This window comes from Yersinia alsatica, assembly GCF_025133195.1.
GTDB classification, from domain to species: domain Bacteria; phylum Pseudomonadota; class Gammaproteobacteria; order Enterobacterales; family Enterobacteriaceae; genus Yersinia; species Yersinia alsatica.
The window spans coordinates 3963145-3978628 of the sequence record NZ_CP104006.1; the positions used below are offsets into that span (position 1 = coordinate 3963145).

The window sequence follows — 15484 nt, forward strand, 5'->3', positions numbered from 1 at the left end:
TTTTTGTTATTTGCTGTTGTAAAACTTGAGGTTAGAAGAGTGATAGTGACGGTTACTCACCCACATCACTCCACTGTTTTTTTACCGGAGGCCATGCATGCAAGACTGGGATCCTGATTTATACCGCCAATTCGAAGCCGAGCGCACCCGCCCTGCCCATGATCTGCTGGCACATATTGCTCTTGACGCACCACAGCGTATCAGTGATTTAGGCTGCGGGCCGGGTAACTCCACCCAATTGCTGCACCAGCGATTTCCCCATAGCCAACTTGTCGGTATCGATAACTCGAGAGCCATGTTGCTCAGTGCACAGCAGCGCTTACCTGATTGCGCTTTTCTCGAAGCCGATATCCGCCAGTGGCAACCTTCAGAGCCGCAGGATCTCATTTATGCCAATGCTTCATTGCAGTGGCTAACCGACCACCAGCAACTTTTCCCTTCTTTATTTACCAAACTTTCGCCCGGCGGTATTCTGGCGGTTCAAATGCCCGATAACCTGGATGAACCCAGCCATAGAGCCATGCGGGAGGTCGCAGAAAATGGCCCATGGCAACAGACGCTACAGGAGGCGGGCGCAATTCGGGCAAAAGTGCTCACGGCCAATCAATATTATGATTTGCTAGCCCCCCATGCTGAACAAGTGGATATCTGGCGCACCACCTATTACCACCCAATGCCCTCGGCACAGGCGATTGTTGACTGGTTACGTTCCACCGGTTTGCGGCCTTTCCTTGAGCCACTTTCGGAAGCTATGCGATTGGATTTCCTACAGGATTATCTGGCTATCATTGATGCCGAGTATCCACAGCAAGTTGATGGCCGACGCTTACTCGCCTTTCCGCGCTTGTTTATTGTCGCCCGCACAGCACAATAGCCACTTAAACATGCCGGTTAAATGAGTTAACCGGCATAACATGTTGATAAAATGGCAACAAAATAGTCCAGAAAGGAAACTATTAAGATTCCATATCATTATTATGTCAGTTATTAGCAAGTCGCCACGCCAACTTATTAATTAACAACACCTTCAAGTCATCTTCAGCATAAAATACCACTCATAAATAACTTAAAAATATTTAAATAATAAAATACATATAAATCACAGCGATAGTCATTATCAACTAGACACAGAAAGAGAAACATCCCTATTTTAGTAAAGAAACACTAAATTACATTTTCAAACACTCTCGCTAATAAGCTATTTAATTGATAGGCACTATCTAACCTACAAAGTTAAATATCTTTGTTATACTTATGCCGGTGAAGAAATTGGCAATCAACTCAATAAAGGGATACCTATTATGAGTACAGCAAAACTGGTAAAAGCAAAATCTTCCGAACTCATCTACACACGTAATGACGTTGATGAGCACACTAAAGCGTTGACGATTAAACTGCTAAACGAGATGGTCATTCAGTTTATCGACTTGTCGCTTATCACCAAACAAGCTCACTGGAATATGCGCGGTGCCAACTTTATTGCTGTCCATGAAATGTTGGATGGCTTCCGCGCGGCCATTAATGATCACCTGGATACCTTCGCTGAACGCGCCGTACAATTAGGCGGTGTTGCGCTCGGTACTGCACAACTGGTCACTGACAGAACCCCACTGAAAAGCTATCCAACCCATATTCATAGTGTGCAAGAGCACCTGAAAGAGTTGGCCGATCGTTATGGCATCGTGGCTAACTTTGTCCGCAAAGCAATATCAGAAGTTAAAGACGAAGACAGTGCAGATATGTTCACTGCCGCATCCCGTGATCTGGATAAATTCCTGTGGTTTATTGAAGCTAATATTGAGTAATTCTCTACCCATTATCCGATAGATTCCAAGTGATAGAATCGAGACAGGGCCGGTAATTATCCGGCTCTGTTCATGGAGGTCATATGGCAAGTGGATGGGCCGGAGACGGCGCAGTACAAGATCAAATTGACTCCACCCTTGAAGACGCAGTCCAACGCGCCCGACAAGCGCTTGGCAAAGGCGAGAGTGAAATATATTGTCTGGAGTGTGGGCAAGCCATTCCAGAGGCCCGGCGCCAAGCATTGGCCGGTGTTAAATATTGTCTGACTTGCCAAGATGAGTTAGATAAACACCAAGCAACTCATAGTGGCTATAATCGCCGTGGCAGTAAAGATAGCCAACTTAGATAGTCCCCTCCTCCTTTTCCTCCTCCGCACCCTTTTCGCCCAGAAATCCGATGGACTTAACAATATTGTTACATTAATGTTGATTACCGATTGTTTATTATTGCCTAACGAGTTAATAATAAGTAAATAATGGATTAGTTGCACCAAAATGATATTGATGCACCATTTTGGTGGGTCATATTGGTGCAATTGGTGTCGACTAAGTATTTGCATGCAAATTACTTCGAGAAAATTCTTTATTTTTAAATAACTTGCATTTCTGGCACGATCTTTTCATATTGCATCCTGAAATATAAAAATGGATCTCCATGCCTCAGGCCATTGGCATTGCAGGTTGACTGCGATACCAAGATCACAGGGTATATCCACAAAAGCACAAAGGAACTCCCACTTATGAAGTCACTTGTCAAAGTTTCATTGGCCGCACTCGCGCTGGCCTTTGCCGTTAGCTCCCACGCCGCAGAGAAAGAACTGATTGTTGCAACAGATACCGCATTCGTTCCTTTTGAGTTCAAACAAGGGGATAAATATGTCGGTTTCGATATCGATTTATGGGATGCCATCGCGAAAAAACTGGATCTGAAGTACACCCTGAAACCGATGGATTTCAGTGGCATCATTCCTGCGTTGCAAACCAAAAACGTGGATCTGGCACTGGCGGGTATCACCATCACCGACGAACGTAAAAAAGCAGTCGATTTCTCTGATGGCTATTACAACAGTGGCTTGTTGGTGATGGTAAAAGCAGATAACAACGACATCAAAGGCGAAGCTGACCTGGCTGGCAAAGTGCTGGCAGTAAAAAGCGGCACCGGTTCTGTTGATTACGCTAAAGCTAACATCAAAACCAAAGACCTACGCCAATTCCCGAATATCGACAATGCTTATCTGGAGTTAGGTACTGGCCGTGCTGATGCCGTTTTGCATGACACACCAAACATCCTTTACTTCATCAAAACTGCGGGCAATGGTCAGTTCAAAGCCGTGGGCGAGTCCATCAAAGCTCAGCAGTATGGTGTAGCATTCCCACAAGGCAGCGACCTGCGTGAAAAAGTGAATGCTGCGCTGAAATCCCTGAAAGAAGACGGCACTTACGCTGCAATCTATAAAAAATGGTTCGGCGTAGAACCTAAGTAATTAATTTTTGCCGTTTTTAGACCAGGAGAATATCCATGCAGTTTGAATGGAGCGCTATTTGGCCCGCCATCCCAATCCTGCTTGAAGGCGCCAAGTTAACCCTATGGATTTCGGTCCTGGGGTTGCTTGGCGGCCTGATTATTGGGGTTACCGCAGGTTTTGCCCGCGCCTATGGCGGTTGGCTGAGCAGAAATATCGCATTAGTTTTTATTGAACTGATCCGTGGCACGCCGATTGTGGTACAGGTGATGTTTATCTACTTCGCATTGCCGATGATGATGCCGTTGCGCATCGATCCCTTCTCAGCAGCCGTTGTGACGATCATGATTAACTCAGGTGCCTATATCGCGGAAATCACCCGTGGTGCAGTGCTATCAATCCATAATGGCTTCCGTGAAGCTGGTCTGGCGCTGGGTTTATCCAAGCGCGATACCTTGCGTTATGTGATTGCACCTTTGGCCTTGCGCCGCATGTTGCCGCCATTAGGTAACCAATGGATCGTCAGCATCAAAGACACCTCACTGTTTATTGTGATTGGCGTAGCCGAACTGACTCGTCAGGGTCAAGAAATTATTGCCGGCAACTTCCGCGCTATGGAAATATGGAGTGCGGTGGCGGTGATCTACCTGATAATCACCTTGGCTCTGAGCTTTGTTCTGCGCCGGTTAGAAAGAAAACTGAAAATCATATGATTGAATTTAAAAACGTCTCCAAACACTTTGGTAAAACCCAGGTGCTCCACGACATCAATCTGAATATCACCAAGGGAGAAGTGGTGGTTATTATTGGTCCTTCCGGTTCGGGTAAATCAACCCTACTGCGTTGTATCAATAAGCTGGAAGTTATTACCAGCGGTCAATTGATTGTCGACGGCCTGGATGTGAATGATCCCAAAGTTGATGAACGCCTGATTCGCCAAGAAGCGGGGATGGTGTTCCAGCAGTTTTATCTGTTCCCGCATCTGACAGCACTGGAAAACGTGGCATTTGGCCCGATCCGGGTGCGTAAGGCTTCTAAAGAAGCGGCCAATAAACTCGCCATGGAGTTATTGACCAAGGTGGGTCTGGAAGATCGCGCTCATCATTACCCCGCCGAGCTCTCTGGTGGTCAACAGCAGCGTGTCGCTATCGCCCGTGCACTGGCGGTCAAACCGAAACTGATGCTGTTTGATGAGCCCACCTCTGCGCTGGACCCGGAATTGCGCCACGAAGTCTTGACGGTAATGAAAGATTTGGCCGAAGAAGGCATGACCATGGTCATCGTGACCCATGAAGTTGGCTTCGCGCAGAAAGTGGCCTCTCGCCTGATCTTTATTGATAAAGGCCGGGTGGCACAAGATGGCGAGCCAGATAGCTTGATTTCTAATCCGCCAAGTGAACGTTTACGGGAATTCCTGCAACACGTTTCTTGATGAGCAGCTAAAACAAAACTGGCGGGTATCAGTAAGATACCCGCCAGTTTTTTATTTTGTCGCCATCTGCCCGGTCATACCATGCTTTGCTGATTCTTCACCTGAGCAAATGCTGCCATCAACTTCACAACATCTTGCATCCCAATATTGACCTGATTGATGACCTCACCGGCATCTTGCGTCAGCGTTACCCCGCCCCCCGCATGCTCAACACACACATCCATACCCTTAATGGCCGCCGTGACGCCATTCTGAATGGTCTTTGTCATGTGTTCGATTTCCGTCGCCGCCTTACGTGACCTCTCTGCCAGCATGCGCACCTCACTGGCTACCACAGAAAAACCTTTTCCATGCTCACCGGCATGAGCCGCTTCAATAGAAGCATTAATCGCCAATAAATTAGTTTGCGAAGAGATTTTGCGGATAGCTTCTACAATGGTGCCAATCTCTTTTGAACAGCGGCCTAAATCACTGACGACATCCGATGTTTCACGGGCAACAGACTCGACTTCTTGCATACCACGTACTGCCTGCTGAACAATCTCGGCTCCCTGTGATGCCGAGCGGTCAGTGGTTAATGATAAATGATGCACATCGCGGATCAGGTTTTCTTCATGCTCCTGCTGCAACATCAGTTGCGTAATATCTTGGGCAATTTTTACCACTTTCAGTATTTGCCCGTCATTGTCCATAATCGGGTTATAACTCGCCTCCAGCCATACTCGTTCACCACGGCTATTTACCCGCTCAAAACGCCCGATAATAAACTCTCCCCGCGCCAACCGTTGCCAATGCTTACGATATTCATCCGAGTGAGCAAATTCAGGGGTACATAACATCTGATGGGATTTATGTTGGATATCAGCCAGGGAGTAACCAATAACTTTTAGCAGGTTATCATTGGCATCTAAAATAGTGCCTTGCGGAGTGAAGGTAATCATTCCCATTGAACGATTAAGTGCCGCGAGCAAACTCTGATGCTCCTGAGATTGTAAAATTCGATCAGTAATATCACTCGCCAGTTTGATTATCTCGACCACTCTTCCCTGGCTATCAAGCACTGGTGTATAGGTTCCCTGCAACCAAATAATAGTGCCGTCTTTACGGACACGCTTAATATTATCGGTAATGGGTCGCCCCTCATTTAGCAATTGCCAATGACGGCGATAAGCATCACTTTGTACATAATGCGGCTCACAAAATAATTTATGATGCTTACCTACCACCTCATCTTGTTGATATCCCATTGCCTGTAAAAATAACGAATTAGCATGTTTTACTGTGCCATCAGGCTTAAAAATAATCATCGGAACAGCATTATCAATTGATGTTAGTTCTGCGCGCGGGGAGGCATGAGATGAGCTGAAGTTAAACAGCATAAGTTAAGTCCTTATGGCGAATGATTGAGCTGCAAATTAACAATGTGCTTATCAACGTGCGTACCATATAAAACCCAAACAGCCTTTAGAACTCTTTAGGTTTTATTCTTCACCCTGGACGATGAGGTATATGAGTTAATGAAATTAAAAGATAACTAAAAATCAAAATATAACGATTACTTGCCAGCTTATAATGCCTGACTAAGACTTATCTTAATCAGCTTAGCCTAAAGTAAGTAGGCAGCAAGTAATAAGCTTACATAAGTAAATTATTCAACTAAGCAAATACAAGAAGCAGCGCCGCAAGTGAACTCACCCCGATGAGCTTACATCAGTAAGTGATTTGGGTGAGTGAATGCAGCGAACACCGCTGTAGCATCAAAAACGCAGGGATACCCAAAGTTATTGGCGTTGCAGCAAGGCAGCAAGTGAACTCATCCCGATGAGCTTACATCAGTAAGTGATTCGGGTGAGTGAATGCGGCGAACACAGCTGCGGCGTCAAGAACGCAGGGTCCAGCGTTCGGCTTTCCAGGCGGCTTGCTCCTCCGGCGTCAAAAACGTCCACGCAACAAACCGGCTCACCTTCTGCCCTTGTGCCATGTCAATGGTACGAACTTCTACTGCATTGGCATAACGCAGTGCATGATAAATAGCGGGCAATGTCGTCTTCTTGGAAATCAATGAGGTAAACCAGAAGCAGTTTTTCGCCTTGGTTGCGCTTTCCGCTACCATGCGGCTGACGAACCCTTCTTCACCGCCCTCACACCACAGCTCACTATTTTTACCACCAAAGTTTTGCACGGGCTTGAACGCGACTTCACCTTTACCTAGCTTGTGCAACTTGCGGCGCGTGGTTGCGGCGGCCTCTTCTGCGGAGCCATGGAACGGCGGATTACACAAGGTGGCATCGTAGCGCTCATTCAGTGCCAAAATCCCGTCAAAGATAGCTTGTGGGTCTTTCTGATGCTTAAGCCGCAACGTATTTTTCAGTGTCGGGTTCATGGAGACCACCATTTTTGCCGCACTGAGTGCTTGCGAATCAATGTCAGTCCCGGTAAAGCGCCAGCCATATTCTCGCTGACCAATAATCGGATAAATACAGTTAGCCCCGACACCGATATCCAGCAACGCGATATTTTTGCCCTGCGGGATCACACCATCATTGCAACTGGCTAATAAATCAGCCAAATGATGCACATAATCAGCACGCCCCGGAATCGGCGGGCATAAGAAGTCTGCGGGAATATCCCAATATTCAATGCCATAAAAATGTTTTAACAAGGCTTTGTTTAACATTTTCACTGCCGCAGGATCAGCGAAATCGATAGAAATATCACCGTAGGCATTTGGGGCCAAAAAAGAGATTAATTCTGGGCAACTCACTGAAAGCGCATCAAAGTCATAACGCGAGCGATGACGGTTTCTAGGGTGCAATCCACTTTTTTCTTGCGGGAATACTTTTTTGTTTTCCATCGTACTGACTCTCTGGTAGGCATTTTCTGGCGCGTAAGATAGCATAAATTAGCGCTCAGCGGGCGAGCAGCTAAAGAGACTGCTCGCCACTAGCCCATTTATTGCTAGCCAGAATGGCTGACGGATTTGCCAGTTTTGGCCTCATGTGACCATCGTGCAATGGTAGGAATGTATGAGTACTGAAAATTATTATTACTACGAACCTGCGGCTGGCCATGGCCTGGCTCATGATCCTCTGAAATCGATTATTGGCCCACGTCCTATCGGGTGGATATCTTCGGTGAATCGTGCGGGCCAGCGTAATCTCGCACCTTATAGTTTCTTTAATTGTTTTAGTGACCGCCCACCGATTATTGGTTTTTCCAGCAGTGGCTGGAAGGATAGTGTCGCCAATATTGCCGAGACCGGTGAGTTTGTGTGGAATTTGGCAACTCGACCACTGGCGATGGCCATGAATAACAGCTCCGCCACCTTGCCGCCGGAGCAAGATGAATTTCTGTTTGCTGGCTTGACGCCCAGAGCAGGTCGCTGCGTCAATGTCGATTGTGTGGCAGAAAGCCCGGTGAATTTCGAATGTAAACTGACCCAATGTATACAGCTAAAAAATGCAGCAGGGGCAACGATTGATAACTGGCTAGTGCTAGGCGAAGTAATTGCGGTACATATTCATCGTGAATTAATTAATGCCGAGGGGATTTATCAAGCAATGGCGGCACAACCCATTTTACGTGGCGGCGGCCCCAGCACTTATTACCAAGTCTCCGACGATTTACGCTTTGACTTACTGCGGCCAGAGGGAACACAACCGCGGCAATAAATATTCAAATATTTTGAATGATTTACTCAATTCTATCCGGTTTTAAAATTTCAACAAGGGCGTAACATAGCTTCTATCGAAAGGGAGCGCCCTTTCAACCTTAAAACCGAATAGGAATACATCATGAAAAACATCAAAAATTTCGTTGCAGTTATCGCCCTCTCTACTCTGTCTTTCGGTAGCTTTGCCGCAGAATACGTTAATAGCCAAGATGCTGCTAAATTAGACCAAGTCGGTGTGATCTCTGTCAGTGGTGCCACTAGCCTAAGCAGCTTGAAAGCGCAACTGGCAGAAAAAGCCGATGCTGCCGGTGCTAAAGCCTTCACCATTACTTCAGCAACAGGCAATAACTTGATGCACGGTACTGCGGTTATTTATAACTAATCTACTGTTATCTTTGAATTTACAGCAATGTTAGCGATATTCAAATTTCCCCCCAACTAGCATTACTGCTAAAAAAGAAAAAGCCCATCAGTACTGTGTTAATCAGTGCTGGATGGGCTTTTTTTTGCTTACAAAATACCAAATTTATACTTAATCAAGCAGGGCATTTATTGCTTTGGCGAATGTGCGGCACATCATCTCATCCCCCTGCTGATTGTCGGCCAGCAGTTTATCGCCATCCACTATCCGCAGAGTGACATTTAAATCAAAATCTGCGGTGGGTTGCGGGCGCAAAGCGGCCTGTTCAATGGTTTGCTGTGCCAGCAGCCAAGCTTCTTCAACGGTTTGATTACACACATTTGCCAGATAATCTGGGTTAAAACCCTCTCCTGTCAGACTGCGCAGTGTCTCGTCATGGCTGACACTGTTGCCCGGCCGCCAATAATGTTGAGCCAGATCTGGGCCAACTGCCGGGTTATCCGTTAAATAGCCATCGCGTTTAAGGAAGAAAGCTCTGGTCTGCTCAACCGCCATCAGCGCCAGTAAATACCCTTGATAGGAGCACGCAGACTCCATCGACAGTAAGTGAGGAATAGCCAATGTTGGCCGTGGGCTACCACTGACGTCTAGAATTTTTAACTCAATATCCCGGGCTAATTGAGTTATGGCCTGTGGCGTGCGCTGTGCATCATCCCACTGATAAAGCTGCCATTCAAAATAAGGAACCAACAAGATATGTCGCTCATTAAAAGCACGCATAGGTTGCCGTGCCCGAATACTTTCTTGAATCAAGGCATCAGGAACGGGTTCGCCGGCACTGTTTTTGGCATAACGTTTTAACCAATCGGCATCATCGAGCAGGCTATCGCAGAACATAGATTGGGTTTCGGCGTAGGCCATAGATGTGGGCGGAAACTCCTGCGAAAAACAGGGCGCATTTTGCACAATATTGGCGAAATGCGCCGCGTGTCCACCTTCATGAAATAAGGTATTCAGCCCTGAGGCACCACTTCCGACCTGATCTGGCTTGGCCAAACTGGTGAAGTTGATCCGCGCCGGTATCCATTTCCCTTGGTCAACAAAAGGCGGAACCGGGCCATGCATAAAGCCATTTTCATATTTCCCCGGCCGAACCAGCAGATCCAAGTTCATCTGCGCGCCACGAAAACCAATATGCAACCGTTTAAAGCTATTGACCCAGCGGTCAAGGGAGTCGGCAAATGGGAAATAAGGGTCTAATTGGCGGGTAACATCACCACTGCTGGCATAGCGAATATTCCATGGCTCCAGTGTTTCCGCACCTTTTTCTGCGGCTAATTGCTGCAAGCTGCGCTGGTTAGCTTCACGTGTCTGTTCTTCAAAGCGGTCCAAAATAGTGAACAGCTGTTCTGGCGTCATGCGCTCGGTTTTATTTACTTTGTAATCAAAGTAATTGCGATAGCCCATTTGCCGCGCAAACTTATTACGTAAATTGATTAACTCCGGTAAACCATTATGCAGTAGCCATTGTTCCAGCTCACGCAATGCCAAATGTGAACTGTGGCGGCATTCGGCGTTTTCATTGGTGCCTTGGTTGGTCAACAGCTCGCCCAATGAAGCAGGCACCCGCTCACCCGCAGCATTAATATGTGTCAGAGTAAAAGCTTTACGCCGCTGATAAAGATCTGATTCAGCGGAAATAATCTCATCAAGCAGTGCTTGTGTGTTCGGGTCTTCGATGGCATTACAGTCAAAAAAACGGTACCACCCCTGAAGCCCATGCATCAGTGCATCGCGCTCTGCGCTAGCAGGCTGACTTTCCACCGAGGCCATTAAGTCTCGTAATTCTTTTAGACGATGGCTTTGGGCGATAAACCGCTTGTAGGCCGTTTCTGCCGCAGAAAATTGCTGTGCAATATCAGCACCACCCAGCCCCATATAGTTCTGCCAGAAGAGATCTTCTTTAGCCTGATGGACCGCCAGATAATCGTGATTCAGAGCATTAAAGTAGTTCAAAGCCGGTTGCATAGCGTTCCTTTTCAGCAATATTCGAGTAAGAAAATCAATAGCCTTTTCTCAGTCTAGCACTGTCACAACAGACAACAAATGGCGATTATCATGAGGTAAAAACATACAGAAATGAGGCAAAAAACCGACTTAATTGATAAAAAGAGCGATTACCCTTTTAATATTCAATTAACAGGTCAAAAAATATATTTATTGGTCATAAACGCTGATTAGCTGACCCTTCGTGCGAAGAAAATATTTTATCGCGGAAGACACAATGGAAGAGATAAAAATAGAAAATCTCATACTGAAAAGTGGAATTTTGAAAAGTTTTCAGCACTTTTTAGCACGGTAAAAAATAGATAAATAACCCAATATGATAATTACAGGTTATTTATCTATTATATTGCTCACCACAGCTGAGCCGATGATTCAGCTGATTTTAATCTGTTGCAGCGCCTGCTCAACCGTCTCTGCCCGCCCAGCTGCCACCAAACAACATGCCAATTGCTTTTGGATAGCATCAGGGATTGGCAACTCACCCGCCAGACAGCTGGCAATCCAGCCTGCCGTTACTGCTGCATCTTTCGAATCTGGCAAGGCCAGCTCCGTCGGTTCGGGTTGGCGATCCAGTAAAATTTGCTGCTCACCATGATTAATATAATGAATAGGCGGGCAGCGTAATGGATTGGCATAAACCTCCCCTTCGGTACCTTGCTGGAGCAGGGCTGGAGCATTGACTGACTGGAAGAAACCGCCCACTTTTTGCATATACTCAGGGTGAGAAACACTGGCCAGACGTAGCGCTTTATCATGAATAAAGGGGGTTGCCAGTTTTGCCAGCGTATGACTGCTGTTTCTGACCCCCATACGCCAGCGTTGCTGTAACTGTTCATCTAATTGGGCTGATAATGCCGATACTGGGATAAACACCGGTAAACCTTGGTCCAGACGCTGTTGCGCGGCATTGGAGTCGAGTGACCATGGGATATTTAAGTGTTGGAAAATTTCGGCGCTGGTCACCCGACTATTGTCTTCGGTTACCCCATGCACCACCACTGGCAGGCCAAGGCGGGAAAGCAACAATACCAGCAACGGGGTCAGATTAGCTTGTTTGCGCGCACCGTTATAGCTGGGGATCACCACCGGTAGTGGACGCTCCTGCGGCGCTCGCAGTGACATAACCTGTTCTTGCATCGCTTGGTAGAAACCTAAGATTTCCTGCTCAGATTCGCCTTTAATTCGAAAGGCAATCAGGATACCGCCCAACTCCAATGCCGGAACCTGCCCCGCCAACATAGCTTTATACAGTTCATAGGCCGTCGCCTGATCCAGATCGCGGGCATGATTCTTACCACGCCCAATCTCTTTGATAATTTTGCTGTAATCCATGGTGCGGTGTTTCCCCTGTCGGTATGCGGTAAATATAAATCAGACAAAATATTGCTTAAACTTTATCACTGATAGCAATAACTGTAAGAGGATTTATTGCCAGGGAGCCTGTGGGACAAAAGCCTCAACCAAGGCATCAATAGCCACCCGCAATCTAGCTGGCATTACGCCGCCTTTTAGCCAGACGGCATGGATAGGCAAACCCGGCCCTGTACTACCGGGCAGAATTTCCAATAACTGACCTGAGCGCAATGCTTCACCCACTAACCAACGGGGCAGCAAAGCCACTCCCTGACCGGCAAGTGTTGCCGCCGCTACCGCGGCAATATTATCAAAGCGTAATCGACTGGCTGGCATTACCCACTGAATCTGCCCTTGGCTATCCCATAACTGCCATGCTTCAAGATGACCGTTTTGTAATTTACTAATAGTGCGATGCCCAGCTAGCTCATGCCAATGTTGCGGATAACCATAGGAGGCGAAGTACTCACGGCTGCCACACAACACTTGCTGCTGTTCACCTAACTTGCGTGCTACCAGCCCCGCCGCATCACCGGTCTCCCCAATGCGCACCGCTAAATCGATACCTGACTCGGCAAAATCTACCCGTTGGTTGGAAAACAGCACTTCAATCTCTAGTGCGGGATAATTATCCGCCAGCGTGAGCAGTGTCGGCATCACCCATTGCTGACCAAATAATACCGGCAATGAAATTCTTAACCGGCCACTTGGCGCTGTCGCCCGCGCGGCTAAGTGTGCTTCTGCAGCATCAAGAGCAGTCAAGGCGCGGACACAATCGGCATAGAAAATTCGTCCCTCATCCGTCAGTGATAAGCGGCGAGTTGTCCGCTGGAATAAACGCACTGATAGCCGCTCTTCCAGACGAGCAACCGCTTTACCTACTGTTGAGCGAGACAACCCAAGTTGCTCGGCCGCTCGGCTAAACCCCCCCGCCTGCACTGCCTGTACAAATGCCCGGATGCCATTGAGGCGATCGCTGGAAATCATTGCGACTCCTTGATTACTGCTATTAACGAGCTTGTCTATTGGAGAAATATTATCGTCAATTAGACGCCAAACTAGCGCCACCGACTATATGAATTCGCCAGTAAACTACAAAGTCTATCAGCTAACCAATCGATTATGAGTCACTATCAGCATGCATAAAATCATACCCAACCTATCAGCCTCAACGAACACCGCCCCACATCTGATTAGGATGCTGATGGGTATCAGTATTGCCAGCTTTCTCGGCTGCATTGATTTTACAGTCGTTAACACCGCCATCCCGGCGATTGCGCAGGATATGTCTGCCAGTATTCATCGTGTCCAATGGGTAGTTTCACTATTTCTAATGGCCTTATGCGCTTTTATGGTCACCGCTGGAAGACTGGCCGACTTATATGGCCGGCGGCGGATGCTTTATTTGGCAATGATCGCCTTTGGCTTATCATCTCTGGGAGCGGGATTAGCCGAGAGCATCATGGTGTTGAATGGCTGGCGCTTTATTCAAGGTGCCGCCTGTGCCGTTTTGTATACCGTCACAGTGACTATTGTGGCAGATGCATTCCCCGCTCATCAGCGGGGGCGCGCTGTTGGCATGTTACTGGGCGTGAATGGGTTAGGACTGGCATTAGGGCCAGTTCTCGGTGGCATCGTGGTTAGCACCTTGGGCTGGCGCTGGGTATTTTTGTTAAATACCCCCTTAATTCTACTTAGTTTTGCCTTTTGTCTCGGCAATATACGGGAATCCCGCTTATCTGAAGGGCGTCCAGTATTAGATATCGCAGGAGTGGTTTTACTGGTCAGTGCGCTGGCAAGTTTACTGTTGGGCATCAATCAAGGCGCTGAATGGGGGTGGCTAAGCCATAAAACTCTCGCTGTTATCGCCGTCGCAATATTGCTCTTGGTGGCCTTTTTCCATATTGAAAGCCGTGTCCCTGCCCCTTTGGTTAAATTGAGTCTATTTCGTATCCCCGCTTTTGCTATTGCTTGTCTGGCAAGTGCGTTATTGGCCTTTTTCTACTGTGCCGCTTTCTTCTTGATGCCGATATATCTGGAAGGTACTCGCCATTACAGTGGATTAATCCTCGGCCTGCTCTTACTCCCTACCACCGCCATTATGGCACTGATTTCGCCACTGATTGGCCGTTGGGTTGATGCAGCTGGTGCGCGTCCTCCTTTGATCCTTGGTTTTGTTGCACTGGCACTCTCTGCCGGTTTACAGGCGACATTCACTGCAAACAGTGCGCTATGGATAATTATTGTTGCCTTTAGTTTAATGGGCATTGGCTGGGGGGCAATTCTCAGCCCTGCGGCTGTTAGCGCGCTGAACGCGGTCTCTGCTGAGCAAGGGGGAAGCGCGATGGGAGTAGCCTGGACCTTACATAATCTTGGCGGGGCTATTGGCCTTGCGGTATCGAGCTTGATTTACACCACTTTCTATCAAGGATATCAAGCCGCTATGCTGCTCTTGGTGAGCATATCTCTGGTAGGACTGTTAGCTGTCAGTTGGCGCGGGAAACAGGCCACAACTGCGGGACAACCACAGCAGTGACCTGTATATCACTATGGGTTGTTCAGCTCTTCCGGCGGGCTAAATAGCACACGATAAATGGCACCGCCTAGAGCACCTCCGACTAGCGGTGCCAGCCAGAATACCCACAATTGCTGCAGTGCAATACCCCCGGCAAAAATAGCCACACCGGTGCTGCGCGCCGGGTTTACCGAGGTATTATCCACTGGGATACTGATCAAGTGAATCAGTGTGAGACATAGCCCGATAGCGAGTGGCGCGGCGGCAGGGTGCGAACCTTTGTCCGTCGCGCCCATAATAACCATGACAAATCCCATGGTTAAAACCACCTCCGCAACTAATACGGCTTGTAAGCTATACCCCCCCGGTGAGCGCACACCAAAACCATTGCTGGCAAACCCGGCACTGACATCAAAACCGGCTTTACCACTGGCGATTAAGTACAAAATGGCGGCCCCGGCTAATCCCCCGAGTACCTGCGCCACAATATAGGGGACTAACTGTGCGCCGGAGAAACGACCACCGACCCATAAACCGAGCGATACCGCCGGGTTAAAATGCGCGCCCGAGATATGCCCCAAGGCATAAGCCATGGTGACGACAGTTAGCCCGAATGCCAACGCCACACCGAGAAATCCAATACCCGCCACCGGGAACATTGCAGCCAATACCGCACTGCCACACCCGCCTAACACCAGCCAGAAAGTGCCAATAAACTCTGCCATTAGCTGTTTCATTCTGCTTCACCCTACCCGCTAAACATGTCGATAACAGTCAGCGTTACCGCTAACCAATAACCAATAACCAGCAATTTA

General features: G+C 47.8%; 15 protein-coding genes. 9 read left to right on the plus strand and 6 right to left on the minus strand.

The genetic code is table 11. The annotated features are described in order from the left end of the window. Positions 1-97: 97 nt before the first annotated feature. The 6 genes from tam to glnQ all read left to right on the plus strand — a co-directional run bounded on the left by tam (position 98) and on the right by glnQ (position 4700). Complete coding sequence (tam, locus tag N0H69_RS17720; RefSeq protein WP_050107598.1) at positions 98-874, plus strand: trans-aconitate 2-methyltransferase; 777 nt, start codon at positions 98-100, stop codon at positions 872-874. 427 nt (positions 875-1301) lie between these two features. Then, a complete protein-coding gene (dps, locus tag N0H69_RS17725; RefSeq protein WP_050107600.1) occupies positions 1302-1805 on the plus strand; it encodes a DNA starvation/stationary phase protection protein Dps in 504 nt (167 codons plus the stop codon). Between the two features lie 83 nt (positions 1806-1888). Continuing rightward, the gene (locus N0H69_RS17730) at positions 1889-2155 is read left to right on the plus strand and encodes a DksA/TraR family C4-type zinc finger protein (protein ID WP_050107602.1); all 267 of its coding nucleotides are present in this window, start codon (positions 1889-1891) and stop codon (positions 2153-2155) included. A gap of 390 nt (positions 2156-2545) precedes the next feature. Next, entirely contained in the window at positions 2546-3289 is a 744-nt protein-coding gene (gene glnH / locus N0H69_RS17735) for a glutamine ABC transporter substrate-binding protein GlnH (protein ID WP_050107604.1), read from the plus strand. 35 nt (positions 3290-3324) lie between these two features. Continuing rightward, positions 3325-3981: a glutamine ABC transporter permease GlnP gene (gene glnP / locus N0H69_RS17740; RefSeq protein WP_048616417.1), complete on the plus strand. Its 657-nt coding sequence runs from the start codon at positions 3325-3327 to the stop codon at positions 3979-3981. Beyond that, positions 3978-4700 (plus strand): glutamine ABC transporter ATP-binding protein GlnQ, encoded by a 723-nt coding sequence (gene glnQ / locus N0H69_RS17745; protein ID WP_050107606.1) that lies wholly within the window; start codon positions 3978-3980, stop codon positions 4698-4700. Before glnP ends, glnQ begins: the two co-directional genes overlap by 4 nt. Positions 4701-4774: 74 nt before the next feature. Here glnQ and N0H69_RS17750 read toward each other — a convergent pair whose 3' ends face one another. Then, the gene (locus N0H69_RS17750) at positions 4775-6079 is read right to left on the minus strand and encodes a methyl-accepting chemotaxis protein (protein WP_050122343.1); all 1305 of its coding nucleotides are present in this window, start codon (positions 6077-6079) and stop codon (positions 4775-4777) included. A gap of 500 nt (positions 6080-6579) precedes the next feature. After that, positions 6580-7554, minus strand: a complete 975-nt coding sequence (gene rlmF, locus N0H69_RS17755) for a 23S rRNA (adenine(1618)-N(6))-methyltransferase RlmF (protein WP_172665442.1) — start codon at positions 7552-7554, stop codon at positions 6580-6582. 172 nt (positions 7555-7726) lie between these two features. On the opposite strand from rlmF, the gene N0H69_RS17760 reads away from it, so the two are divergent. Both N0H69_RS17760 and bhsA read left to right on the plus strand, forming a co-directional pair. Then, positions 7727-8371: a flavin reductase family protein gene (locus N0H69_RS17760; protein ID WP_050122345.1), complete on the plus strand. Its 645-nt coding sequence runs from the start codon at positions 7727-7729 to the stop codon at positions 8369-8371. 123 nt (positions 8372-8494) lie between these two features. Then, positions 8495-8755, plus strand: coding sequence for a multiple stress resistance protein BhsA (gene bhsA / locus N0H69_RS17765; protein ID WP_050107614.1), 261 nt, complete (start codon positions 8495-8497; stop codon positions 8753-8755). A 150-nt stretch (positions 8756-8905) separates the two neighbouring features. On the opposite strand, the gene N0H69_RS17770 is transcribed toward bhsA, so the two are convergent. The 3 genes from N0H69_RS17770 to N0H69_RS17780 form a co-directional block, all read right to left on the minus strand. Then, on the minus strand, positions 8906-10762 hold the full coding sequence (locus N0H69_RS17770; protein ID WP_050151631.1) for a M3 family metallopeptidase: 1857 nt from the start codon (positions 10760-10762) through the stop codon (positions 8906-8908). A gap of 411 nt (positions 10763-11173) precedes the next feature. Next, a complete protein-coding gene (gene ybiB / locus N0H69_RS17775) occupies positions 11174-12133 on the minus strand; it encodes a DNA-binding protein YbiB (RefSeq protein WP_050151630.1) in 960 nt (319 codons plus the stop codon). 93 nt (positions 12134-12226) lie between these two features. Further along, complete coding sequence (locus tag N0H69_RS17780) at positions 12227-13141, minus strand: LysR family transcriptional regulator (protein WP_050151629.1); 915 nt, start codon at positions 13139-13141, stop codon at positions 12227-12229. Between the two features lie 217 nt (positions 13142-13358). On the opposite strand from N0H69_RS17780, the gene N0H69_RS17785 reads away from it, so the two are divergent. After that, entirely contained in the window at positions 13359-14690 is a 1332-nt protein-coding gene (locus tag N0H69_RS17785; protein ID WP_235897807.1) for a DHA2 family efflux MFS transporter permease subunit, read from the plus strand. 11 nt (positions 14691-14701) lie between these two features. On the opposite strand, the gene aqpZ is transcribed toward N0H69_RS17785, so the two are convergent. Then, complete coding sequence (aqpZ, locus tag N0H69_RS17790) at positions 14702-15406, minus strand: aquaporin Z (protein ID WP_050107624.1); 705 nt, start codon at positions 15404-15406, stop codon at positions 14702-14704. Positions 15407-15484: the final 78 nt, after the last annotated feature.